The organism is Streptomyces sp. NPDC036815, assembly GCF_055609205.1.
On record NZ_JBVJPW010000001.1, the window covers coordinates 796,333 to 820,443 of the forward strand.

At 72.2% G+C, this 24,111-nt stretch carries 21 protein-coding genes; 9 read left to right on the forward strand and 12 right to left on the reverse strand.

All coding sequences use genetic code 11. The annotated features are described in order from the left end of the window. Positions 1–10: 10 nt before the first annotated feature. The 4 genes from ACZ69I_RS03505 to ACZ69I_RS03520 all read right to left on the reverse strand — a co-directional run bounded on the left by ACZ69I_RS03505 (position 11) and on the right by ACZ69I_RS03520 (position 4,623). Positions 11–1,066 carry a LacI family DNA-binding transcriptional regulator gene (locus ACZ69I_RS03505; protein WP_470830351.1) on the reverse strand — a complete coding sequence of 352 codons (1,056 nt, stop codon included), beginning with the start codon at positions 1,064–1,066 and terminating at the stop codon, positions 11–13. 122 nt (positions 1,067–1,188) lie between these two features. Beyond that, a complete protein-coding gene (locus tag ACZ69I_RS03510; protein ID WP_470830352.1) occupies positions 1,189–2,841 on the reverse strand; it encodes a type 2 periplasmic-binding domain-containing protein in 1,653 nt (550 codons plus the stop codon). Positions 2,842–2,875: 34 nt separating this feature from the next. Next, the gene (locus ACZ69I_RS03515) at positions 2,876–3,739 is read right to left on the reverse strand and encodes a carbohydrate ABC transporter permease (protein ID WP_467670749.1); all 864 of its coding nucleotides are present in this window, start codon (positions 3,737–3,739) and stop codon (positions 2,876–2,878) included. Positions 3,740–3,768: 29 nt separating this feature from the next. Continuing rightward, on the reverse strand, positions 3,769–4,623 hold the full coding sequence (locus ACZ69I_RS03520; protein ID WP_467670747.1) for an ABC transporter permease: 855 nt from the start codon (positions 4,621–4,623) through the stop codon (positions 3,769–3,771). A 371-nt stretch (positions 4,624–4,994) separates the two neighbouring features. Between ACZ69I_RS03520 and ACZ69I_RS03525 the strand changes: the two genes are divergently transcribed. Together ACZ69I_RS03525 and ACZ69I_RS03530 are read left to right on the forward strand one after the other, a co-directional pair. Beyond that, positions 4,995–5,966 carry a hydroxyacid dehydrogenase gene (locus tag ACZ69I_RS03525; RefSeq protein WP_470830651.1) on the forward strand — a complete coding sequence of 324 codons (972 nt, stop codon included), beginning with the start codon at positions 4,995–4,997 and terminating at the stop codon, positions 5,964–5,966. Positions 5,967–6,196: 230 nt separating this feature from the next. Continuing rightward, the gene (locus ACZ69I_RS03530; protein ID WP_467668475.1) at positions 6,197–6,967 is read left to right on the forward strand and encodes a polysaccharide deacetylase family protein; all 771 of its coding nucleotides are present in this window, start codon (positions 6,197–6,199) and stop codon (positions 6,965–6,967) included. Between the two features lie 21 nt (positions 6,968–6,988). Here ACZ69I_RS03530 and ACZ69I_RS03535 read toward each other — a convergent pair whose 3' ends face one another. Both ACZ69I_RS03535 and ACZ69I_RS03540 read right to left on the reverse strand, forming a co-directional pair. After that, positions 6,989–7,609, reverse strand: coding sequence for a DUF305 domain-containing protein (locus ACZ69I_RS03535; RefSeq protein WP_389712917.1), 621 nt, complete (start codon positions 7,607–7,609; stop codon positions 6,989–6,991). 40 nt (positions 7,610–7,649) lie between these two features. Continuing rightward, entirely contained in the window at positions 7,650–8,306 is a 657-nt protein-coding gene (locus ACZ69I_RS03540) for a DUF3105 domain-containing protein (protein WP_470830353.1), read from the reverse strand. 165 nt (positions 8,307–8,471) lie between these two features. On the opposite strand from ACZ69I_RS03540, the gene ACZ69I_RS03545 reads away from it, so the two are divergent. After that, entirely contained in the window at positions 8,472–8,912 is a 441-nt protein-coding gene (locus ACZ69I_RS03545) for an RrF2 family transcriptional regulator (protein WP_467668469.1), read from the forward strand. A 24-nt stretch (positions 8,913–8,936) separates the two neighbouring features. On the opposite strand, the gene ACZ69I_RS03550 is transcribed toward ACZ69I_RS03545, so the two are convergent. Beyond that, complete coding sequence (locus tag ACZ69I_RS03550; RefSeq protein WP_467668467.1) at positions 8,937–10,169, reverse strand: globin domain-containing protein; 1,233 nt, start codon at positions 10,167–10,169, stop codon at positions 8,937–8,939. 337 nt (positions 10,170–10,506) lie between these two features. Here ACZ69I_RS03550 and ACZ69I_RS03555 point away from each other — a divergent pair, with 337 nt between their 5' ends. The 3 genes from ACZ69I_RS03555 to ACZ69I_RS03565 all read left to right on the forward strand — a co-directional run bounded on the left by ACZ69I_RS03555 (position 10,507) and on the right by ACZ69I_RS03565 (position 13,173). Then, on the forward strand, positions 10,507–11,868 hold the full coding sequence (locus ACZ69I_RS03555; protein WP_467668465.1) for a glutamine synthetase family protein: 1,362 nt from the start codon (positions 10,507–10,509) through the stop codon (positions 11,866–11,868). A 315-nt stretch (positions 11,869–12,183) separates the two neighbouring features. Next, positions 12,184–12,399 carry a hypothetical protein gene (locus tag ACZ69I_RS03560; RefSeq protein WP_467668463.1) on the forward strand — a complete coding sequence of 72 codons (216 nt, stop codon included), beginning with the start codon at positions 12,184–12,186 and terminating at the stop codon, positions 12,397–12,399. A gap of 12 nt (positions 12,400–12,411) precedes the next feature. Next, on the forward strand, positions 12,412–13,173 hold the full coding sequence (locus tag ACZ69I_RS03565) for a helix-turn-helix domain-containing protein (RefSeq protein ID WP_470830354.1): 762 nt from the start codon (positions 12,412–12,414) through the stop codon (positions 13,171–13,173). A gap of 20 nt (positions 13,174–13,193) precedes the next feature. On the opposite strand, the gene ACZ69I_RS03570 is transcribed toward ACZ69I_RS03565, so the two are convergent. Further along, positions 13,194–13,628, reverse strand: coding sequence for a VOC family protein (locus ACZ69I_RS03570; protein ID WP_467668459.1), 435 nt, complete (start codon positions 13,626–13,628; stop codon positions 13,194–13,196). 139 nt (positions 13,629–13,767) lie between these two features. Here ACZ69I_RS03570 and ACZ69I_RS03575 point away from each other — a divergent pair, with 139 nt between their 5' ends. Then, a complete protein-coding gene (locus tag ACZ69I_RS03575) occupies positions 13,768–16,764 on the forward strand; it encodes a bifunctional [glutamine synthetase] adenylyltransferase/[glutamine synthetase]-adenylyl-L-tyrosine phosphorylase (RefSeq protein ID WP_470830355.1) in 2,997 nt (998 codons plus the stop codon). Between the two features lie 130 nt (positions 16,765–16,894). Further along, positions 16,895–18,103: an eCIS core domain-containing protein gene (locus ACZ69I_RS03580; protein ID WP_467668455.1), complete on the forward strand. Its 1,209-nt coding sequence runs from the start codon at positions 16,895–16,897 to the stop codon at positions 18,101–18,103. Positions 18,104–18,173: 70 nt separating this feature from the next. Here ACZ69I_RS03580 and ACZ69I_RS03585 read toward each other — a convergent pair whose 3' ends face one another. Together ACZ69I_RS03585 and ACZ69I_RS03590 are read right to left on the reverse strand one after the other, a co-directional pair. Continuing rightward, positions 18,174–19,052: a phosphatase PAP2 family protein gene (locus ACZ69I_RS03585; protein ID WP_467668453.1), complete on the reverse strand. Its 879-nt coding sequence runs from the start codon at positions 19,050–19,052 to the stop codon at positions 18,174–18,176. A 194-nt stretch (positions 19,053–19,246) separates the two neighbouring features. Beyond that, positions 19,247–20,887 (reverse strand): glycoside hydrolase family 13 protein, encoded by a 1,641-nt coding sequence (locus ACZ69I_RS03590; RefSeq protein ID WP_470830356.1) that lies wholly within the window; start codon positions 20,885–20,887, stop codon positions 19,247–19,249. A 255-nt stretch (positions 20,888–21,142) separates the two neighbouring features. Between ACZ69I_RS03590 and ACZ69I_RS03595 the strand changes: the two genes are divergently transcribed. Then, the gene (locus ACZ69I_RS03595; RefSeq protein WP_470830357.1) at positions 21,143–22,780 is read left to right on the forward strand and encodes a SpoIIE family protein phosphatase; all 1,638 of its coding nucleotides are present in this window, start codon (positions 21,143–21,145) and stop codon (positions 22,778–22,780) included. Positions 22,781–22,799: 19 nt separating this feature from the next. Here ACZ69I_RS03595 and ACZ69I_RS03600 read toward each other — a convergent pair whose 3' ends face one another. Further along, on the reverse strand, positions 22,800–23,321 hold the full coding sequence (locus tag ACZ69I_RS03600; protein WP_470830358.1) for a GNAT family N-acetyltransferase: 522 nt from the start codon (positions 23,319–23,321) through the stop codon (positions 22,800–22,802). Continuing rightward, entirely contained in the window at positions 23,318–24,034 is a 717-nt protein-coding gene (locus ACZ69I_RS03605) for a TetR/AcrR family transcriptional regulator (RefSeq protein WP_470830359.1), read from the reverse strand. Before ACZ69I_RS03605 ends, ACZ69I_RS03600 begins: the two co-directional genes overlap by 4 nt. Positions 24,035–24,111 lie beyond the last annotated feature (77 nt).

Genomic DNA, 24,111 nt, shown 5'->3' on the forward strand with positions numbered 1-24,111 from the left:
CCCCCCCGGGCTACCCCTGCGCCCCCCGGACCGGCCGCACGCTGTCCCGGATCACGATGTGGGTGCCCAGGACGTGGCGCTCCTGGCCGGTGAGCGGGGCGCCGGAGAGGGCACGGCGGACCGCCGTGCGGCCCATCTCCTCGGCGGGGATGTGGACGGTCGTCAGACCGGGCGTGATGTCCCCGGCCACCGGGTCGTCGTTGTAGCCGACCACCGACATGTCATCCGGGACCCGCAGGCCGTACTCCCGCAGGGCGATGACCGCCGCCGCCGCGGCGCGGTCGTCGCCCGCGAAGACCGCCGTGAAGCGGGGCTTGCCCGCCGCCTCGTCGAGCAGTTCGCGCATCGCCCGGTAGCCGTGGTTCTGCCCGAACCCCGTCCCGTGGAGGATGGCCTCGCTCCGGGGCACCCCGTGGTCGTCGAGCGCCCTGAGATAACCGGCGAGACGGTCCTCGCCGGTGGTGTTGCCGGGCTCGTAGCCGAGCAGGGCGATCCGTCGGTGGCCCGCGCCCAGGAGGTGGCTGGTGACGGCGTGCGCGCCCGCTTCGTTGTCGTACTCGACGACCAGCGCGGGCATGTCGGGCGTCGGCGCGGGACGCCCGCACAGCACGAGCCGGGAGCCCGCCGCCGCGAGCGCCTGCGCGTACCGCGCCATCCGCTGCCGGTACTCGTCGTCCTGGACGGCGCCGCCCACCAGCATGACGGCCTCGGCGGCCTGTTCGCGCATCATCTGGACCAGCGCCAGCTCGCGGGCCGGATCGCTGCCCGTGGACGCGACCAGCGTGAGGCGTCCGCGCTGGGCGGCCTCCACCTCCACGCCCTGGGCCACCTGCGCGTAGAAGGCCCCCACCACGTCGTACATGAGGACCGCGATCGTCTTGCGGCCGGCGCCCGCCAACGCGCGCGCGTGCGCGTTGGCGACGTAGTCCAGGTCCTTCACCGCCCGGAGGACCTTGGCGCGCGACGCCGTGGACGTCGGGTAGTTGCCCGCGAGGACCCGCGAGACGGTCGCTACCGAGACGCCCGCGCGCGCGGCCACCTCGCGGATGGTGACCCGCTCACCCACTGTGTCTCCCTCACCCGGCCACCGGCCGGCCTCGATCGTCCGGCGGCCAACCCGCCGTATCCGGGGCGCAGTTGCCCCACGGCACCCCGCCCCGGACCATCATCGCGCGCCCGCGTCCCGGGTCAGTGCGCGGCCTCGTACTCCTTCAGGAACTCCTCGGCGGCCCGCTTGCCGCCCTGCGACTGCCACTTCCGGTGGATGCCGTCCCAGTCGGAGAGCTTCTTGCGGCCGGAGACGATCGCCGTCACGCCGTCCTCGATGATCTGCTGCATCGTGGCGCCCTGCCGGTTGTACGTCTCCGACATCAGGCCCCAGTGGTCGTCGGGCACGAGCAGCGGGACGACCTTCTTCTCCCAGGCGTGCAGCCGCTCGGTCAGCTCGGGGAAGCCGGGGAAGTACAGCGGCTGCGGCGCGTCCATGAGGTAGGGGAAGGGCAGGTTGGTCCTGGAGTCGACCAGGCCGAGCTCCGTGGCGACCGGGTCGCCGTCCTTGTTGTACGTGAAGTGGGTGCCCTCGACTCCGTAGTGCATCAGCTCGTACTCCTTCGAGCCGAACGGCGAGGCGAGCCAGTTCAGTACGCGCAGCAGCAGCTCGACGCGTTCCTTGGACGCCTTCTTGATGACGGTGTAGCCGAAGCAGCCGCGGTTCTGCTGGTAGACGGGGGTGGCCCCGTCCACGGCGTAGGGTTCGGCGACGTCCAGGGTGAACTCGTCCTTGATCCCCTGGGCGTTGGAGATGGCGGCGCCCCAGCCGTCCGTCATGGAGCGGACGGTGCCGTTGTAGAACTGCGTCTTGAGGTCCACCTGGGAGATCGAGGTGGCGTCGGAGTTGTACGAGCCGTCCTTGCGCATCGTGGCCATGTATTCCAGAGCCGCCTTGAACGCGTCGGTCCCGAACGCGTCGGTGACCTTGCCGCCCTTGATCTGCCACTGGTTGGGCGCGCCGTGCCACATCGCGTGGTAGAGGTAGCCGAAGACGCCCACCGTGGACGCGCCGAGCGCGGACTTCCTGCCCTGCGAGGCGTCCTGGGCCATCGCCCGGAAGTCGGGCGCGGACATGCCCGGTTCGTACCCGGCCTTGTCGAACGCCTCGCGGTTGATGAACATCGCGCCCTGCACCTTGGCCCGCTCGATCGGCACGCCGTAGACGCGCCCGGCGATGCGGCCCATGCCCTCCCACGCGTACGTGGGGATGTTGGCGAGGTTGGGGTAGTCCTTGGCCGCGTCGCCCGACAGGTGCTCGCTCAGGTCGGCACAGCGCGCCTTGACGAACTGCGATTCGCGCGGCAGGACGTACCCGCCGCCGAAGTTGATCAGGTCGGGCAGGTCGTCGCCCGACATCAGCGTCGACATCTTCGCGCGGAAGTCCGCGTCCGGCACGACGGTGAACTCGACCTCGACGCCCAGCGCCTCGTTCACGGCCTGCCAGTACCCGTTCCGGCCGACCGGCTTCGGCGGAGTGCCGTAGGTGATGGTCATGACCTTGATCTTCTGCTTGCCGGTGCCCGGCTTCTCGGCCGTCGACCGCACCAGCTTCTCCGGGTACTTGGTGTATCCCGGCTGCACGCCCTCGGCGGTCGGCGCGAGGTCCGGGGCGGGGCCCTTCGCTGGGGCGTACGTCGGCCAGGGCGCCACCTTCTTGCCCGCGTTGGAGACGTTGCCGCCGCCGCTGGAGTCGGTCGAGCAGGCGGTCAGGACGGACGGGGCGGCCACGGCGGCGCCGCCGACGGCTATGGAGCGCAGCAGCGTGCGCCGCGACATCGAGGAACCGGACACGTGAAGGAGCCCTTCTGGACGACGAGTTGAGGTATCAGCTCTTGATGGCGCCGGTGAGCACGCCCTTGGTGAAGTACTTCTGGAGGAAGGGGTAGACGAGCAGGATCGGCACGGTGGCGATCACCAGGACGGCCATCTGCGTCGTCTGCGGGGCGGAGACGAGACCGGCCTCGCTCAGTCCGGTGTCGGCGATCTGGGAGCCGCCGATGACGTACGTGCGCAGGACCTGCGACAGCGGCCAGTGGCCGGACTCCATGTAGATCGAGGCATGGAACCAGGCGTTCCAGTAGCTCACGGCGTAGAAGAGCGAGACCACGGCGAGCGCGGCCTTCGACAGCGGAAGGACGATCCGCCACAGGATGTGCCAGTCCCCGGCCCCGTCCAGCCTGGCCGCCTCGTACAGCTCCTCGGGTATCCCCTGGAAGAAGCCGCGCAGCACGATCAGGTTGAAGACGTTGATGAGGACGGGCGCGATGAGAGCGGCGTACGTGTCCATCATCCCCATCCCCTTGACCAGCAGGAACGCGGGGATCATGCCGGGCGGGAAGAGGAAGGTGAACAGGATGAGCAGGAGCACCGGCTTGCCGCCGAAGACGCCGGGGCGGGCCAGGGCGTACGCGAGGAAGGTGGTGCAGGCGAGCGAGAAGAGCGTGCCCACGACGGTGAGGCCGACGCTGACGCCGAGCGCCTCGGTGACGATGCCGCCGCTGAGGATGGTCCGGTAGGCGCGCAGGGTCGGATCGCTCGGCCACAGGACCCAGCCGCCGTTGTCCACGACCTCCCGGTTGGAGGCGAGCGAGGTCGAGACGATGACGAGGAAGGGGATGAGGACGAGCCCGAGAATGATCAGCACCGCCACCGCCTTGGCGGCCTTGGTCGCGAACCGGGGCTTCTCCATCCAGGCGGGCCTGGTGACGTGACCGGTACTCACTTGTAGACCCCCTGTTCGCCGAGCCGGTGGGCGATCCGGTTGGCGGTGAAGACGAGTACGGCGCCGACGACGCCCTTGAACAGCCCCGCGGCCGCCGCGTATCCGGTGTCGCCGCCGACGATGCCCTGCCAGAAGACGAAGGTGTCGAGCACCTCGCCGACCTCCGGGCCCACCGACTGCCGTTGCAGCAGCATCTGTTCGAAGCCGACGGAGAGGATGTCGCCGAGCCGCATGATCAGCAGCAGGATGACGATGGGCCGGATGCTGGGCAGCGTGACGTGCCAGAAGCGCCGCCAGGGCCCGGCCCCGTCGATCGCCGAGGCCTCGTAGAGCTGCTCGTCCACCTGCATCAGGGCGGCGAGGAAGATGATCGTGCCCCAGCCGGCGTCCTTCCAGATGACCTCGATGACGACGAGCGGCTTGTACGCGTCCGGATTGCCGATGATGTCGACGGTGTGCAACCCGGAGTCGCTGAGGAAGGTGTTCAGCAACCCGGTGTCACTGAGCACCTGCTGGAAGAGCGCGACCACGACGACCCACGACAGGAAGTGTGGCAGGTAGATCACGGACTGCGTGAAGCGGCGCAGCAGGTCCGAGGTCAGGCTGTGCAGGAGCAGCGCGATGGCGAGCGGCGCGGGAAAGAAGAAGACCAGCTGCAGCACGGCGATGAAGAGGGTGTTCCACGTCGCGTGCCAGAAGTCCGGGTCGCCGAACATCCGCGAGAAGTTCTCGGTGCCGACCCACGGGCTGGCCCACAGGCCGTCGAAGGGGACGTACTCCTTGAAGGCCACCGCGTTGGCGACGAAGGCGCCGTAGTGGAAGACCAGGAAGTACACCAGCCCCGGCACCATGAGCAGCACCAGGACGCGCGTGCGCTGAAACCGTTTCCACCGCTCACCACGGCCCGATTTCCCACCACTTGCCCCGCTCTCGCGCCTGCCGGGCGGCTTCACCGCCTCGGTTTCCGCCCGGTCCTTCGTCACCGTCGGCACGGCAACCCCTCCGTCGTCGGAATAAGGTGCCCGGAATCTAAAGCGGTTACTTCGCCCGGTCAACCCCCCTCGTCCTGCTGTCTCTTGACCACGCTCCCGGATTGGTCCTAGCCTCCAGGCGCTGGTTGGTAACCGGTTACTACGAGGGACGGTCACGCGTGGCAGATCAGGCAGAGCGGGCGGATCGGCGGGAGCGGGCCGGTGACGGGCCGCCGGTCACGGCCCTGGCCATGGGCATCGAGGTCGCGGACCGCGTGTTCGCACCGGACCTGCGCGAACGGCTCGCCCGCAGCGTGCGGCTGTCCCCGCTCCTGCTGTCGGGAACGCTCACCTCGCCCGAGGCTGGGGCGGTGCTCGCCGAGACGGAAATCCTGGTCACGGGCTGGGAGTGCCCGCCCCTGACGCCCGAGATCCTCGCCGGGGCGCCCCGCCTGCGCGCGGTCGTCCACGCGGCGGGCTCGGTCAAACCGATGGTGACGGACGCCGTCTGGGAGCGCGGCATCGTCGTCTCCTCGGCGGCGGACGCCAACGCCGACCCGGTGGTGGCGTTCACGCTCGCCGCGATCACCTTCGCGGCGAAGGGCGCGCTGTCGACCGCGGCGGGGTACGCGGCGGGATGGCCGTCGTTCATGGCCCGGACCGGGGCGGACGCCCGCACGATCGGCGTCATCGGGGCCTCCCGGATCGGCCGCCGGGTGATCGCGGCGCTGCGGGCGTCGGACACGAGGTGCCGCGTCCTGCTCACCGACCCCTACGTGAGCCCCGCCGAGGCGGCGTCGCTGGGCGTGGAGCTCGTGGACCTGCCCGAGCTGTGCGGGCGCAGCAGCATCGTCACGGTGCACGCCCCGCAACTCCCCGAGACGCGCGGCCTGTTGAGCGAACGGATGCTGAAGCTGATCCCCGACGGCGGAGCCGTCGTCAACACGGCGCGGGGCTCCCTTGTCGACACGGAGGCGCTGGCGCGGGAGTGCGGGGCGGGGCGCCTGGACGCCTTCCTCGACGTGACGGACCCCGAGCCGCTGCCGGCCGGCCACGCGCTGCTGCGCCTGCCGAACGTCCTGGTCACCCCGCACATCGCGGGGGCGCAGGGGAGCGAGGTGCGGCGCCTCGGCGAGTACGCGGTGGGGGAGGTCGAGCGGTTCGTGGCGGGGGCGGAGTTGAGGGGGCGGCTCCTGCGGGAGGAACTGGTTCGGCTGGCGTAACCGTGTCCTCGGGGGCTCGGGGGCTCGGGGGCTCGGGGGCTCGGGGCCCCTGGGCCCAGGAGTCTCGTGAGGGGTGAAATGTCCCGCTCGGCCAGGGGTCTTGTCCGGGAATCCTCTCGGGATTGTCCGTGATCTGTAACAGGCGGATCCCCTGAGCCGCGTCTCTCGTCCTGCCAGGTGGTCACAGGGTGACCGGGGATCGGCGCGGGACAGGGTGAGAGGGGCGGGGCATGGCACGGCACACCGGTGGGCGGGGCTGGTACGGCAAGATGATCGGGGCGGCGCTGGGGGTGACGATGCTCGCCACCGGTGCCTCCGTGTGGACCGCGCAGGCCGGTTCGGCGGGTGACGCCCCATCAGAGGTGACGTCCCCGGCGCGGGGCGGCGCCGCCAAGCCGGTCGCCGCGACCATCGCGCACGCCTCGGAGAAGGGCAAGGGCGGCATCAACCTCACCATCGACGACGGCCCCGACCCGAGATGGACCCCGCAAGTGCTCGACGTGCTGCGGGAGAACGACGTGAAGGCCACGTTCTGCATGGTGGGCACCCAGGCCCAGGCCCACCCGGACATGGTGAAGAAGGTCGTCGCCGCGGGCCACCGGCTGTGCGACCACACGGTGTCCCACAACACCGGCATGGACAAGGACACCGACGCCTACCAGTCCCGCCAGATACTCGACGCCGAACGCATGATCACCAAGGCGTCCGGGGGCGTGCGGCCGATGTACTACCGGGCCCCCGGCGGCGCCTTCACCCCCTACAGCCGCAAGCTCGCCGCCTCCCGCGGCATGCGCCCGCTGGGCTGGAACGTGGACACCAAGGACTTCGAGCGCCCGGGCACGGACGCGATCGTCGCCACGGTCGAGCGGGAACTGTCCAACGGGCCCACGCTCCTCTTCCACGACGCGGGCGGCGAGCGCACCCAGACCGTCGAGGCCCTGCGCCGCCTCATCCCGCGGCTCAAGGAGCAGGGCCACACCTTCGGCTTCCCGGTGCGCTGAGAGCCCGCGCCCGGGGCCGCGTCACGGCTTGGCGCCGCGGTCCTTCAGCATCGTCGCCATCAGCGCGATCTCGGACTCCTGCGACTCCACCATGCCCCGGGCGAGACGTCGTTCCGCGGACACCTCGCACCGCTCGACGCAGCCCTGCGCCATGTGTACCCCGCCCCGGTGGTGCCGCGTCATCAACCGCAGGTACAGCACCTCCGCCTGCTTGCCGCTCAGCTTCCCGAGCCGCTTCAGCTCCGCGCCCGTGGCCATCCCCGGCATCAGCGCACCGTCCTCGCCCGGCGGCATGTCGCCCATGCCCATCCACGCCATGGGCGCGCCCTCGGGAACCTTCGGCAGTTCCCACAGGTCCAGCCAGCCGAGCAGCATGCCCCGCTGGTTGGCCTGGGTCTGGGCGATGTCGTAGGCGAGGCGCCGCACCTCCTCGTCGTCGGTGCGGTCCCGCACGATGTACGACATCTCCACGGCCTGCTGGTGGTGGACGGACATGTCCTGCGCGAAGCCCGCGTCGGCCGACGACGTCGCGGGCGAGCCGCCCGAGTCGGAGTCCGTGGCGGCCACCGCCGCCGTGATGCCGCCCGCTGCGACGACCGCCGCCGCGACACAGCCGACCAGCCAGTTCGTACGCCGCCTCACGTCACACCCCACCTCGCCGCGCCCACCGCGCCCATCGTCCTCACTGCGCCAGGCCGTTCGTGCACGCCGCCCCCGGCTCGGGGGTCTGCTTGCCCTGGACGTACGTGGAGAAGAACTCCTTGACCTTCGGGTCGTCCGCGCCCGAGACGGTCCGCTGGTGCGCCCACGCGCTCAGCACGACGGGGTCCTTCTGGTCCTCGACCGGGCTCATCAGCGAGTACGGCGTGGCCTTGACCTTCGCCTCCAGCTTCTTCAGGTCGGCCGGCTTCGCCTTGGCGTTGTACGTGACCCACACGGCGCCGTGCTCCAGGGAGTGCACGGCGTTCATCTCCGGGATCGCCTTCTTGTAGACGTCACCGTTGCAGTTCATCCACACCTGGTTGTGGTCCCCGCCGACCGGCGGCGTCATGGGGTAGTTCACCTTCTTGGTGACGTGCGTACGGCCGAGTTTGCCCCAGACCTTCTCGCCGTCGGAGGTGACCTTGTACTTCGGCCAGCCCTTCGCGTCGTCCGAGCCGGAGCCGTCGGACGCCTTGTCGAAGAGGAAGAAGCCGCCCACCCCGAGCGCCGCGACGACGACCGCGCTGACAGTGATCATCAGGGCCCGGCCCCGGCGGTCACGTGCGCGCTCGGCCCGGCGCATCTCCTCTATCCGGGCCTTGCGGGAAGCGTTGCTCGTGTTCTTGGCGGAACCCATGGTGTGTCCTTCTGCGGAAAGGGACGGACGGGACGACGAACGAGTCCGCTGATCGTAATGCGAGGGAGGGGCGGTACTACAGAGCGTTCTGGAATCCATGGCGGTGCGGGAAGGGCCCGGGCGGAGAATTTGAGCCGCGGATGCGCATTACCTACGCTCGACGGCATGCGGCTCATGCGATCGACCGACCTGGCGCTGCGCACGCTCATGCGCCTGGCGGTCGCGGAGGGGGCGGCTCCCACGACGCGTGAGGTGGCCGCCGACATGGCCGTGCCCTACACCCACGAGGCCAAGGTGGTCGCCGAGCTCCAGAAGCTGGGCCTGCTGGAGGCCCGCCGGGGCAGGGGCGGCGGGCTCGCGCTGACGGAGGCGGGCCGCACCGCGTCGGTGGGCGCCCTCGTGCGGTCCTTCGAGGGCACGGGCGACGTGGTGGACTGCGAGGGCGGCACGCCGTGTCCGCTGAACTCGGCGTGCCGCCTGCGGGACGCGCTCCGCAGGGCGCAGGAGGCGTTCTACGCCTCGCTCGACCCGCTCACGGTGGCGGACATCGTGGCGGCGCCGACGGGCCGCCTCCTGCTTGACATCACGGTCCGGGGCACCGGCTGAGCGGGACCCGCCCCGCGTCTCCTCCTACTCCTGGGCCAGCCACAGGTCGGGTCCGAACACCTCGTAGTGGATGTCGGCGGCGGCGACCCCGCGCCCGATCAGCTGGGACCGGACGGCCCGCATGAACGGCAGGGGTCCGCACAGGTACGCGCGCGTGCCCGCGGGAATCGCCGGGAGCGCCGCCAGGTCGACGCGTCCCGTCAGGGCGTCGGGGTGCCCCGCGTCCGGCTGCTCGTAGAAGAAGTGGGTCTCGGCGTCCGGGAGCTTGGCGGCGTACCCCGCGTGCTCGGCGCGCAGCGCGTGCGCGGCGGGGGAGCGGTCGGCGTGCACGACGGTGACAGGGGCGCGGCGCCCGGTGGCGGCGAGCTGCTCCAGCATGGCGATCATCGGGGTGACGCCGATGCCCGCGGAGGCCAGCAGCAGCGGAACGTCACCGTCCGCGTCGAGGACGAGGTCCCCGTACGGCGGGGAGAGCCGCAGCACGTCGCCCTGCCGCACGCGCGCGTGGAGGTGGTTCGAGACCTCGCCCTCGGGCGCCGCGTGGACCCCGGCGGCCCCTCGTACCCGCTTCACGCTGATCTGCCGCACCCCGGGCTCCCGGCCCGCGGGGATGACGCCCCCGGACAGGCTGTACTGCCGTATCTGCCGTGCCCCGTCGTCCAGTTGGACCCGTACGGACACGTACTGCCCGGCGCGGCAGACCGGCGCGGGGGCCCCGTCGAGGGGGCGCAGCCGGAAGGTGGCGACGTCCGCGGTCTCCTCGACGCGCTCGACGACCTCCCACTCCCGCCAGCCGGCGTCGTCCGCCGTGACGCCGTGTGCGGCGTAGAGCCGCGCCTCGATGGCGATGAGGGCGTTGGCCATCAGCCAGTAGACGTCTTCCCAGGCGGCGGCCACGCCGGGCGTGACGGCGTCGCCGAGCACCTCGGCGATGGCCGCGAAGAGGTGGTGGCGCACGGTCTCGTACTGGCCGGGGGCCACGCCGAGCGAGGCGTGCTTGTGCGCGATGCGGTTCAGGAGCACGTCCGGCCGCTCGTCCGGGCGTTCCACCAGGTGGGTGGCGAAGGCGGCGATCGACCCTGCCAGGGCCCTGCGCTGGGTTCCGGCGGCCTGGTTGCCGCGGTTGAACAGGTCCTTGAGGAGCTCCGGCCGGTCGGTGAAGAGCCGGTCGTAGAAGCGCTCGGTGATCTCGCCGATGGCCGCTCCGACGACGGGAAGCGTGGCGCGGACGGTCGCGGCTGACTGCTCGGACAGCAACGTGGACTCCTCAAGGACGAAGAGGTACGGGAGGTTTGCACCCCCTTGTCTGTTTCGAGGCCCAAATTAGCATCTGAGATGCAAGTTATAGCGAGGGGGGTGGCCTCGGTGCGGACCGGACGAGGCACCCGCCGCCGTTACGGCCGGGCCGTCGAGCAGGCACTATGGGCAGAGAGCGGCGAGCGGCACGGCTGACAACGCTGCGGTACGGCTCGGAGCGGCGCGGTACGGGATCCGCAACGCGCGCGAAACCGAGTAATGGGATGCTCGTGTGCCCAGTGCGTCCCGGGAGCCGGGTGCAGGTGGCCTGACCAGCAAGGATGGGTGGAAGCGGAAGATGGACAAGCAGCAGGAATTCGTGCTCCGTACGTTGGAGGAGCGCGACATCCGGTTCGTACGCCTGTGGTTCACGGATGTCCTCGGCTTCCTGAAGTCGGTGGCCGTGGCCCCGGCCGAGCTGGAGCAGGCCTTCGACGAGGGCATCGGCTTCGACGGATCGGCGATCGAGGGATTCGCCCGGGTGTACGAATCAGACATGATCGCCAAGCCGGATCCGTCGACGTTCCAGGTGCTGCCCTGGCGCGCGGAGGCCCCCGGTACCGCCCGCATGTTCTGCGACATCCTGATGCCGGACGGCTCACCGTCCTTCGCCGACCCGCGCTACGTCCTCAAGCGCGCCCTGGCCAAGACCTCCGACCTGGGCTTCACCTTCTACACGCACCCCGAGATCGAGTTCTTCCTCCTGAAGGACAAGCCGCTGGACGGCTCGCGGCCCACCCCCGCCGACAACTCCGGCTACTTCGACCACACCCCGCAGAACGTGGGCATGGACTTCCGCCGCCAGGCCATCACGATGCTCGAATCCATGGGCATCTCGGTCGAGTTCAGCCACCACGAGGGCGCGCCCGGCCAGCAGGAGATCGACCTCCGCTACGCGGACGCGCTCTCCACGGCGGACAACATCATGACCTTCCGCCTGGTCATGAAGCAGGTCGCCCTCGAACAGGGCGTCCAGGCCACCTTCATGCCCAAGCCCTTCTCCGAGCACCCGGGCTCGGGCATGCACACGCACCTCTCCCTCTTCGAGGGCGACCGCAACGCGTTCTACGAGTCGGGTGCCGAGTACCAGCTCTCCAAGGTCGGCCGCTCCTTCATCGCGGGCCTGCTCAAGCACGCCGCGGAGATCTCCGCCGTCACCAACCAGTGGGTGAACTCCTACAAGCGCATCTGGGGCGGCTCCGAGCGCACGGCGGGCGCGGGCGGCGAGGCCCCCTCGTACATCTGCTGGGGCCACAACAACCGCTCCGCGCTGATCCGCGTCCCGATGTACAAGCCCGGCAAGACCGGCTCGGCCCGCGTCGAGGTCCGCTCCATCGACTCGGGCGCCAACCCCTACCTGACGTACGCGGTGCTGCTCGCCGCCGGCCTCAAGGGCATCGAGGAGGGCTACGAACTCCCGCCCGGCGCCGACGACGACGTGTGGGCGCTGCGGGACGCGGAGCGCCGCGCCCTCGGCATCGAACCGCTGCCGCAGAACCTGGGCGAGGCCATCGCCCTCATGGAGAAGTCCGAACTGGTCGCCGAGACGCTCGGCGAGCACGTCTACGACTTCTTCCTGCGCAACAAGAAGCAGGAGTGGGAGGAGTACCGCTCCGAGGTCACGGCCTTCGAGCTGCGGAAGAACCTGCCGGTGCTGTAGGCGGCCCGCGGCACCGCGCGGGGCCCTTCGGGCGGTGTCAGGGTCGGGCAGGCGTGCATCAACGGTCGCCCTCGGGCGGCACACGCGTTCGGGTGCCCGGTGTCGGTGCAGGTGGGGCGGGGCTCCGGAGCGGCCTCGGCCGAGGCTGGACCACGGTGGAAGCGTGTGAGTGGGGTGGGGGTGCATCAACCCCGCGGGAAGCTCGGATCCAGTGCCACGATGTCTCAACGGGCGCCGGTCGAGGCCCGGTTGACCCGCAGTCCGTGACTGTACCGGGCGCGATGTCCCGGGCACTTCGAGATCCAGAGGTACCTCATGCGCACACACCGGCGGCCGACCTGTGCCACGCCGAAGCCCGCTGTTCGTCCGGACGGCCACCAGACCGTCGTCGTCATCGTGGTGCTCGTCCTCGGCGCCGCACTGGCGCTCGCCGGGATGCCCGTCGTCGTCCTGGCCGAGACCCTGACGGCCTGCGGTCTGATCGGCGTCCGGCTGGCTCGCCGCGCTCCGGCCGCGCCCGAGGGAATGTGACCGGGGCGGGCCGTGGCGCGCCCGGAACAGCCGGTCTCCACCTCCAACCCGGGCCTGGCGAAGCTCGCGGAGTGGCTGCGCGCCCACCGCAGGGCGGCGGGGCTGACCCACCGGGAGATGGCGGAGAAGTCCGGGTACGCCTTCTCCGCCACCACGTACTCCCGTGCCGCGAGCGGGAACCAGGTGCCGCGCCTGCCGGTGGTGGAGGCGTACGCACGGACCTGCGGGGCTCCGGTCGGCCAGGCGCGGCGGCTGTGGCAGGCCGCCCGGTACGCCGAGCACCGGCGGAGGTACCCGCGGGCGGGCGTCCCGAGGCCGGACCGGGTCTATGACAGGGACGGGCTGAACCGCGCGCTGCAGGAGCTCTATTACAAGGCGGGGGCGATACCCGTGGACGAGATGGAGCGCCGGGCCGGCGCGCACGGAGAGCTGCCGCACAGCACGGTGCTGCGGATGCTGGCGGGCAAGTCCATGTTCGAACTCCCCCAGCTCGTGGCCTTCCTGCGGGTGTGCGACGTGACCGACGGCGTCGAATGGGGGCGGTGGCGCAGCGCCTGGCACCGGGCCCGCCGGCACCAGGAGGTGGAGCGGATGGCGCGGCGGCTGGCCCGGCTGCACGAGGCGTCGGCCCGCAGCCGTCGCAGCGCCCGCGACCAGGTCCCCGCGGACCGGAGCCCCGCGACCCATGCGGAGCCCCGAAGCCTTCCGTACCCCTCCGTGGGCCTCGCGATGCCACGGAACCGGCCCACGGGGGACGGCGCGCCGCCGCCTTGATGCCGCCTCGTACCGGCGGGTCAGAGCTTCGGCACGATCGCCTCACGCAGCGGTGTCGTCGCCCGGACCCGGTACTCCTGGATCGACCAGCCGTTGCCGTCCGGGTCCGAGAAGTACATGAACGTGGCGCCGTCCTGCGGGGCGTGCTCGACCGGCTCGGTGACGTCCAGGCCGCGGGCGACGAGCTCGGCGTGCGCCGCCTTGGCGTCGGGCACGCACAGCTGCAGGCCCTGGTAGCTCCCGGCGGCCGGGCGCGGCCCGCGGACCGACTCCCAGATCGTGTCGCCCAGGGCGATGGAACAGCCCGAACCCGGCGGGGTCAGCTGGACGATGCGCATGCCCGGCATGATCTCGGTGTCGATGTCGACGTGGAAGCCCAGCTTGTCGCGGTAGAACTCCATGGACCGGTCGATGTCGCTGATGGGCAGCGGGATCACTTCGAGTGTGTATTCCATGACCCGCAGTACACCAGGGCCCGGGGCGCCTGTCAGTGCCCCCGGCCCGGTGTCCCTCCACGAGGGCGGCTCCGCGCGCGCCGAGTGCGTCGCCCAGGCCGTAGGCTCGGGCTGAGGAGTGATCGAACGGAGGCTCGGCATGACGGTGCCGCAAGGACGACGGAGCAGCACGTTCACCCGGTTGCTGCGGCACGGCTTCACCGATCCGTCCACCGCGGAGCGGCTCCTCGACGACCCGGCGCTGAGCGCCGTGCGCGACGACCCGCTGCTCCTCGACGCGCTCGGCGCCACCGCCGATCCCGACCTGGCGCTCCTCGGCCTCGTCCGGCTCGTGGAGAGCCAGGAGAGCGACATCGGCCGGCGGGAGCTGCTCGACACCCTCGTCACCGCGAAGCCCCTGCGCGACCGCCTCCTCGGCGTCCTCGGCGCCTCCGAGGCGCTCGCCGACCACCTGGCCAGGCACCCCCGGGACTGGCGCGCCCTCGCCACGTACGAATCGGCCGATCTGCACCCCGGCGTGGAGGAGTTCGAACGGGGCCTTCGCGAGGCCACCGACCCGGTCTCGCTGCGCGTCGCCTACCGCCGCTGCCTGCTCTCCATCGCGGCGCGCGACGTGTGCGGCACGACGGACGTCGCCGAGGCGGCGGCCGAGCTCGCGGACCTCGCGACGGCGACGCTGCGGGCGGCGCTCGCCATGGCCCGCGCGGCGGCGCCCGGCGACGCGGCGCAGTGCAGGCTCGCGGTGCTCGCGATGGGCAAGTGCGGCGGCCACGAGCTCAACTACGTCTCCGACGTCGACGTCATCTTCGTCGGCGAGGCAGTGGACGGCGCCGACGAGGACAAGGCGGTGCGGGCGGCCACCCGGCTCGCCTCGCACATGATGCGGATCTGCTCCGAGACGAACGTCGAGGGCACGATCTGGCCCGTCGACGCGAACCTCCGCCCCGAGGGCAGGAACGGCCCCCTGGTGCGCACCCTCTCCAGCCACCTCGCCTACTACCAGCGCTGGGCGAAGACCTGGGAGTTCCAGGCGCTGCTCAAGGCCCGCCCGGTCGCGGGCGACCTCGCGCTCGGCGAGGAGTACGTGACCACGCTCGCCCCCCTGGTCTGGCACGCCGCCGAGCGGGAGAACTTCGTGCCCGACGTGCAGAAGATGCGCCGCAGGGTCATCGAGAACATCCCGGCGGGGGAGGTCGACCGGGAGCTCAAGCTCGGCCCCGGCGGGCTGCGGGACGTCGAATTCGCCGTCCAGATGCTGCAGTTGGTGCACGGGCGCAGCGACCCCTCGATCCGGAGCGGGTCCACGCTGGTGGCGCTGCAGGCGCTCGGCGCGGGCGGGTACGTGGGGCGCGTGGACGCCGCCCAGCTCGACGACGCGTACCGCTTCCTGCGCTCCCTCGAACACCGCATCCAGCTCTACCGCTTGCGCCGCACCCACCTCGTCCCGGAGCGGGACGCGGACCTGCGGCGCATCGGCCGCTCCCTGGGCATGCGCACCGAGCCGATCACCGAGCTCGGCCGGGCCTGGAAGCGGCACACCTCCGTGGTGCGCCGCCTGCACGAGAAGCTCTTCTACCGCCCGCTGCTCGACGCCGTCGCCCAACTCGCGCCGGGAGAGGCGCGGTTGAGCACGGCGGCGGCCCGCGAACGCCTCGTCGCCCTCGGCTACGCGGACCCGAGCTCGGCGCTCAGGCACCTGGAGGCGCTGGCGTCCGGGGTCTCCCGCAAGGCGGCCATCCAGCGCACCCTGCTGCCCGTCCTGCTCGGCTGGTTCGCTGATTCCGCCGACCCGGACGCGGGCCTCCTCGGCTTCCGCAAGGTCTCCGACGCGCTGGGCAAGACCCCCTGGTACCTGCGGCTGCTCAGGGACGAGGGCGCGGCGGCCGAGAACCTCGCCCGCGTCCTCTCCGCCGGACGCCTCGCCCCCGACCTGCTGCTCCGCGCCCCCGAGGCGGTCGCCCTGCTCGGCGACCCCCGCGGTCTCGAACCCCGCGGCCACGCCGCCCTGGAGCAGGAGATCCTGGCCGCGGTGCGCCGCGCGGACGGTGCCGAACAGGCCGTGACGGCGGCGCGCGGCGTGCGCCGCCGCGAGCTGTTCCGTACGGTCGCGGGGGACATCATCGGCTCCTACGGCACGGAGGAGAGCCCCGCCGAGGCCGACCCCGGCGCGCTGGTCGACCGGGTGGGCGGCGCGGTCTCGGACCTCACGGCCGCCACCATCGCGGGCACCCTGCGCGCGGTCGTCCGGGAGGGCTGGGGCGACACGCTCCCCACCCGGTTCGCGGTCATCGGCATGGGCCGCTTCGGCGGTCACGAGCTGAGCTACGGCTCGGACGCGGACGTCCTGTTCGTGCACGAGCCGCGCGAGGGCGCCGACGAGCAGGAGGCGGCGAAGGCCGCGGCCAAGGTCGTCGCCGAGATGCGCAGGCTGCTCCAACTCCCCTCCGCGGACCCGCCGTTGCTCATCGACGCGGATCTGCGCCCGGAGGGCAGGAGCGGCCCCCTCGTGCGCACCCTGCGCTCGTACGAGGCGTACTACCGCCGCTGGTCCCTCGTCTGGGAGTCCCAGGCGCTGCTTCGGGCCGAACCGGTCGCGGGCGACGAGGAGCTGGGCCGCGCCTTCATCGAGCTCGTCGACCCCCTGCGCTATCCCGTGGAGGGGCTCGGCGAGGACGCGGTCCGCGAGATCCGCCGCCTCAAGGCCCGGATGGAGGCGGAGCGGATGCCGCGAGGGTCGGACCCGACCCTCCACGCCAAGCTGGGCCGCGGCGGCCTCTCCGACGTCGAGTGGACCGTCCAGCTCCTGCAGTTGGAGCACGGCTGGGCCGAGCCGGGGCTGCGCACGACCCGCACCCGTGAGGCCCTCGCGGCCGCCTGCGCGGCGGAGCTGATCCCGACGGACGACGCGGCGATCCTCGACGAGGCGTGGGTCCTCGCCGCGCGGGTGCGCAACGCGGTGATGCTGGTGCGCGGCCGCGCGGGGGACACGTTCCCCTCGGACGGACGCGAACTGGCCGCCGTCGCACGGTACTTGGGGTACGACACGGGCCACGTCGGCGACATGCTCGACGACTACCGGCGGATCACGCGGCGGGCGCGAGCGGTGGTGGAGGAGCGGTTCTACGGGGCGTCGTGAGCCCGTCACCAGGGCCGACCGGCGCCCCGGCTGTCCCATCGGGCACCGAACCCTGCCCTCGCGCACCTGGCCCGGCACCCGCTCCGTGACGTATCCAGGAAGAGTTCGAGTCCGTCTGCCTGGAGGCCCCATGCGTGCCCGCGAAACCGCCCGACCTGCTGATGGGGACAGGGTCGGCCGCGTACCGGCCCGTTCCGCCGGGGCCCCGGCGAGCGTGGGTGGCCTGTCCGCCCAGGAGGTCCGCGCGCTCCAGCGCACGGCGGGCAACGCCGCCGTCGTCGAGGCCGTGCAGCGCTCCGCCGTCCACGACGTGCTCCGCGGCGGCGGGCGGCCGCTCGACAGCGCCACCCGCAGCGACATGGAGGCCCGCCTGGGCGCGGACTTCTCCGACGTCCGTATCCACGACGACAGCGCCGCGAAGGACTCCGCCGCCGAGGTCGGCGCCCGCGCCTACACCTCCGGCAGCCACGTCGTCATCGGCGACGGCGGCGCCGACCGGCACACCCTCGCCCACGAGCTGACGCACGTCATCCAGCAGCGCCAGGGGCCGGTGGCGGGCACCGACAACGGAGCGGGGCTCAAGGTTTCCGACCCCTCCGACCGCTTCGAGCGCGAGGCCGAGGCCAACGCCCACCGGGTCCTGTCCGGACCGGCGCCCGAGGCTCACGGGCCGGTGACGGCGCAGCGCGCCACCGGCGCCTCGCACGCGCCCGACGTGCAGCGCGCGACCGCGGTCCAGCGCGTCAACGGCACCGACGCCGGGCCCCGGGTCGACTGGGACCAGTTGCTGAACATCATCGTCGGCCAGGACCGCAGTCTCGGCGGGTTCCAGTTCGGCACCGACTGCCGCAACAACGGTGGCAACAACCTCATCTCCCGGGCCGTCACGGTGACCGTGAGTGACGGTGGTGCGACGGCCAAACTGGCCGTCCACCTCAACGTCATGCTCACCAGCGGCGGCGAGGTCAGGGACCGCAAGACGGGTGAGTCCACGGCCACGATCAAGGGTTCGCTCTTCCACCTGACGGCCCGCCCGGCCGAGGGCCAGGCCCGGATCAACCAGAGCGGCGCCTCCCAGCTCACCGCGGAGGAGTCCATCCACGTCGGCCGCAACAACGCCAAGGGCTGGAACAACCGGCCCGGCAACACCGCGGAGCTCGCGCGCGGCGTCGGCGTCTCGGCGGAGGCGCTGATCGCCGCGCTGGAGGCCAAGTACCCGCTCGCGGGCATGCAGGGCATGATCGACGGCTTCAAGAAGGACGTGGGCCGCGCGGTCGTCCACGGCCTCGTCCCGGACGTCGTGCACGTGAAGTGGGACGGCGACGAGTCGTTCAGCTAGGGCCTGGTCCAAGGGCCCGCTCCAAGGGCCTGGTCCAAACGAAAGGCCCGCCCAGGCCGTCCGAAAACCGCTACGTCGTGACCGGCGGCAGGTCCCGCTCGCCCTCGACGGCCACCTCGCGCGCCAGCGCGTACGGCATCGCGCCGTACCAGAGGCGGGCCACCAGGAACCCGAAGGCCAGGCAGATCATGCCGCCGACCGCGTCCAGCCAGAAGTGGTTGGCCGTGGCCACGATCACGACGAGCGTCGCGGTGGGGTAGAGCAGGCCGAGCACCCTCACCCACGGCACCGACGCCAGGGCGAAGATCGTCAGGCCGCACCAGAGGGACCAGCCGATGTGCATCGAGGGCATCGCCGCGTACTGGTTCGACATGCTCTTGAGGTCGCCCGACGCCATCGAGCCCCACGTCTGGTGGACGACCACGGTGTCGATGAAGTGCGAGCCGTTCATCAGGCGCGGCGGCGCCAGCGGATACAGGTAGTAGCCGACCAGGGCCACCGCCGTCGTCGCGAAGAGCACCAGGCGGATGGCCGCGTACCGCCCGGGGTGCGTGCGGAAGAGCCAGACCAGGACGCCGAGCGTCACCACGAAATGCAGCGTCGCGTAGTAGTAGTTCATGCCGACGATGAGCCATGTCACCGAGTCCACGGCGTGGTTGACGCTCCGCTCGACCGCTATGCCCAGATGGCCCTCGACGCGCCAGATCCAGTCGGCGTTGCGCAGCGCCTGCGACTTCTGTTCCGGCACGGCGTTGCGGATCAGTGAGTACGTCCAGTAACTCACCGCGATCAGCAGGATCTCGAACCAGAGGCGGGGTCGGCGGGGCGTGCGGAGACGGCTGAGACGACGTGCGAGGTTCCGCCCATGGCGGGTGTCGTGCTCGCCCGCGGTGGGTGATGAAGCGGGCCGCTGCCGGCCCTCAAGTGTCGTCACGGTCGTCTCACCCATAGGGACAGAGTCTGCCAGATCCCCACCCTTCGACCGATCATCCCCTGGTCGGGTTCGGGCCGCATTCTCTACGCCCCGGGGACGAGTCCGCCGTACGCGTGTGGCCCTTGGGGCGCCTGGGTCCCGAAGCCGTTGAATCCCGAACCGGAGACCGATGACCGTGCGGTCACGGAGCGGGACCGTACCGGCCGGTATCAGGGTGCCCACCAGACCGTCGTGTCGGCGGGGAGCACGGACTCGTCGGCGCCCGGTTCGACGTCCGCGCTCGCAAGGAGCAGGGTGCCGGGGGTGGGCAGCGCCACGGGGGACGCGGTGAGATTCACCGTGCAGACGAACGAGCCGCCGCGGGCGGTGCGCCGGAAGGCGAGCACGCCCTCGGGCGACGGCAGCCACGCGATGTCGCGGCCCGCGCCCAGGGCCGGGTGGGCGCGCCGCACGGCGAGCGCGCGCCGGTAGAACTCCAGCGTGGAATCCGGGTTGCCGGTCTGCGCCGCCACGGACAGGTCCCGCCAGGAGTCCGGCTGCGGCAGCCAGCTCGGGCCGCCCTCCGCGGGCCCGAAGCCGAACGGCGCCCGCCGCCCGGACCACGGCAGCGGCACCCGGCACCCGTCCCGCGTGCCGTCCTGCCCGGCGCCGCGGAAGAACGCCGGGTCCTGCCGCACCTCGTCGGGCAGCTCGGTGACCTCGGGCAGGCCGAGCTCCTCGCCCTGGTAGAGATAGGCGGAGCCGGGCAGCGCCAGCATGAGCAGCGTGGCGGCCCGCGCCCTGCGCAGGCCGCGGGCCGCGTCGCCGTCGGCGAAACGCGTGGCGTGGCGCACCACGTCGTGGTTGGAGAGGACCCAGGTGGCGGGCGCGCCCACGGCGTTCATCGCGGTGAGGGAGCGGTCGATGACGGCGCGCAGCGCGGCGGCGTCCCAGTCCGTCGTCAGGTACTCGAAGTTGAACGCCTGGTGCAGCTCGTCGTGGCGCAGGTACCGGGCGCTGCGCTCCACCGTCGGGGTCCACGCCTCGGCGACGGCGATGCGCTCCGCGCCGTACTCCTCGAGGATCCGGCGCCAGTCGCGGTAGATGGCGTGCACGCCGTCCTGGTCGAAGTACGGCACCTCCTGCTTGCCGAGCAGCTTGACCTGCTCGCCGTGGCCGATGTCCGGCAGGCCCGACGCCTTGACCAGGCCGTGGGCGACGTCGATGCGGAACCCGTCCACGCCGAGGTCGAGCCAGAAGCGCAGTACGGAGCGGAACTCCTCGTGGACGGCGGGATGGTCCCAGTTGAAGTCCGGCTGCTCGGGCGCGAAGAGGTGGAGGTACCACTCGCCGTCCTCGACGCGGGTCCAGGCGGGGCCGCCGAAGACGGACTCCCAGTCGTTCGGCGGGAGTTCGCCGTCGGCGCCGGTGCCGGGGCGGAAGTGGAAACGGTCGCGGGCCGGTGCTCCGGGCCCCTCCCGCAGCGCCTGCCGGAACCACTCGTGCCGGTCCGAACAGTGGTTGGGCACGATGTCGAAGATGACCCGCAGACCCAGGGCGTGCGCCTCGCGGATGAGGCCGTCGGCGTCGGTCAGGGTGCCGAACATCGGGTCGACGGCGCGGTAGTCCGCCACGTCGTAGCCCGCGTCGGCCTGCGGCGACGCGTAGAAGGGGGAGAGCCAGACGGCGTCCACGCCCAGGTCGCGCAGGTGCGGCAGGCGGGCCGCGATGCCGGGCAGGTCGCCCATGCCGTCGCCGTTCCCGTCGGCGAAGCTGCGTGGGTAGACCTGGTAGATGACTGCGTCGCGCCACCACTGCGGTGCGGGCGCGGAGTCGGTGGCGGCGGGCGCGGCGGTCGCGTGCTGCGTCATGAAGTCCCTTGGAGGTGCGGCGGACCGGTACACGGAGGTGAACGCCGTGCGGAACGGGAAGGTCACGAACGGGTGTCACGGGCGCCGCACGGGCGCAGATCCTATCGCCAAGCACACGGCCCGCGGCCGAAGTTCCCGGATCTTCACTGGTCCCGGTCGCAGCGGCCTCGTCGACTCCCCGAGCGCCCCGCGGAGCGCTAATTTGGTCGACAGGCCCAACGGGGGTCTGTCCCATCAGCCCCAAAGGGGCCCCGAGTGAGCGTCAACGGCAAGGAAGGCACCACGGTCCTGGTGGTGGACGACGTCGCCGCCAGCCGGTACGCCCTGGGCGCGGTCCTGCGCAGGGACGGCCATCGCGTCGTCCTCGCGGCCAGCGCCGGCGAGGCGCTCGTCGAGCTGCACGCGCGCGGGCGGGCGGGACAACTGCCCGACGTGGCACTCGTCGACGTCGGGCTGCCCGACATGAGCGGCTTCGAGCTGTGCCGCCGCATGAAGGAGACACCGCCCCTCGCCGCCCTGCCCGTCGTGCACTTCTCGGCCGCCAGGACCGCCCCCGCCGACCGGTGCCGCGGCCTCGACGCGGGCGGCGAGGCCTATCTGACGGTGCCCGCCGAACCGGAGGAGATCCAGGCCGTCGTGCGCGCGGCCGCCCGCGGAGCGCGCCACCGCTGCGACGCCGAGGCACAGGCCGGACACCTGACCCGACTCGCGGAGACCATCCTCGACGTGCAGTCGGCCCGCTGCCCGCGCGAGCTCGCCGAGGCCGCGGCGGTCGGCGCGGCCCGCCTCACCCACGGCCCGGCGGCCGCCTTCGTCCTCGGCGACGACGGCGAGCTCCACCGGGGCCTTTCCCGGCCCAAGGCCGCCGTCGCGCTCCCCGACGACGGCGCGCACGCGGCGGTCCTCCACCTGATCCAGCGCGGCATGGCGGGCCGTACGGGCGTACGCGACACCGTCGTGCACCCGCCCCTGTGGCCGCCCGGCTTCTTCCCCACCGAGCACTCCGGGGGCACCCGGCTCCCCGAGGGCGCCCGGCTGACCCTGGCCCGAGCCCGCGAGGGCTGCGCACCCGTCTGCCTCGCCACCCCCGCGTACGCCCGGGGGCTGCTGCCCGACACCGGACGGCTCGTGGCACGGCTGGCCAACGCCATGGCGGTTGCCGCCGAACGGCTGCTCATGTACGAGATGGAGCGCCACATCGCCCTGACCCTGCAGCGCAGCTTCCTGCCGGCGCACGTGCCCCAGACACCCGGCACCGAAGTCGTCGTCCGCTACGAACCCGCCTCCCGCGACACGGAGATCGGCGGCGACTTCTACGCCGCGCTCGGCACCTCCCAGGGCCTGCTCACCGGCATCGGCGACGTCGTCGGCCACTCCCTGGAGGCCGCCACCGTGATGGTCGAGATCCGGCACGCGCTGCGCGCCTACTGCGTCGAGGACCCCGACCCCGGCAGGCTCGCGAGCCGCCTCGACAGGATGCTCCAGCGCTACCACCCCGAGGTGACGGCCACCCTCTGCCTGGCCCTCACCGACCCGTCCGACGGACGCACCCGCGTCGCCAACGCCGGACACATCCCGCCCCTGATCGTCGGCGACGACGGCACCGCCGCCTACCTCAGGGCGAGCGGCCCGCTGCTCGGCCTCGGCCTGCCCCGGCCCGAGCCCACCGAGACGGTCCTGCTCCCCACCGACCGGCTCCTCATGGTCACCGACGGGCTCATCGAGACCCGCGGCACCGACCTCGCGGTCTCCATGGAACACCTGCGCACGGTCGCGGCGGACGGGCCACCCGGCGTCACGGCCCTCTGCGACTCGCTGCTCGCCTGCCTCGGCCACGACCGCGAGGACGACATCGCGCTGCTCGTGATGCGGTTGCGCGAGGACGGCACCTGACCGGCCCCGGCCATTACCGCTAGCGGAGCGGCCGCTCCAGCAGCAGCACCCCGTACGGGCTGCCGTCCGCGGCGCGTTTGTCCGGCAGCTTTCCCACGAGCGTGTAGCCGGCCCCCTCGTAGTACGTGCGCAGCCGGGGGTTGGTCTCCACGCAGTCCAGGCGGGCGAGGGCGCGGCCCGCCGCCGCGATGCGCCGCTCGGCGTCCGCGAGGAGTTCCCGGCCCGTTCCCGCGGGCGCGCCGCGGCGCGTCATCAGCCGGTGCACGTACCCGGCCACGGGAGGCTGCGGGCCCCACGCCTGCTCGTCGGACCACCACAGTTCGTACGCGCCGAGGGCGCTGCCGTGTCCGTCGTGGGCGAGCCACACCTCGGCGGACGCGGAGTCGAGGAGGCGCCGGAAGTGCCGCTCGTCCTTGGCGCCCGGCGTCCACTGGTCGATGCCGCGCTCCAGCATCCAGCGGGCCGCGCCGTCGTAGAGGGAGACGAGCGCGGTGAGGTCGTCGCCCGTCGCCGGGCGCACGGAGAGCGGTGCGGTGGTCATGGGGCGAGCGCGACCAGCCGTTCGATCAGCTCGGCGAACGGGCCGTCGGCCGGTTCCGCGGCGAGGATGCCGCGCAGCACCTCCGCCATCTCCGGGTCGTACGCGGCGCTCACCGCGGTCAGCGCCGCGAAGTCGTGCACCAGTTGCAACTCCAGCTCCGCGCGCGGGATGCGGCGGCCGTCCAGCCAGATCAGCGCCGTCGACTCGGCGAGCGAGATCCAGGAGCGCACCACGAGTTCGAGCCGGGCGGGCGGGTCGGTGATGCCCAGGTGCGCGAGGATCTGGTCGTACGCGGCCTGGCGCACCGAGTCGATCAGCGCGTTCGTCGTCGAGACGGCCTCCTGCGCGCAGGCGCCGCCCGCGGAGACCGCGGGGCCGCCCCGCATCAGCGCGGAGAAACCGGGCCCGTGCTCGTCCACGAAGTCGAGGAAGCGGCGCATCACGCGCTGCAGCCTGGCCCCGAGCGGCCCTTCGCGCGGCTCCACGAACCGGCCGGCCAGATCCTCCGCCGCCCGGCGCAACGCCGCCTCGTACAGGCTCAGTTTGCCGGGGAAGTAGTGGTAGACCAGCGGGCGCGAGATGCCCGCGGCCGCTGCTATCTCGTCGATGGAGACGTCGTCCGGCGAGCGGTGGCTGAACAGTTCGAGCGCGACCCCGATCAACTGCTCCCGCCGCTCCTCGACACCCATCCTGCGGCGCACCCCGGTAGTCATGCGAACACCTTACCGAGCAGAACCGGCCCTCCGGGGGGCCGGTCCGTGCCTGCCGGTGTCCGGGCGGGCCACTCGTC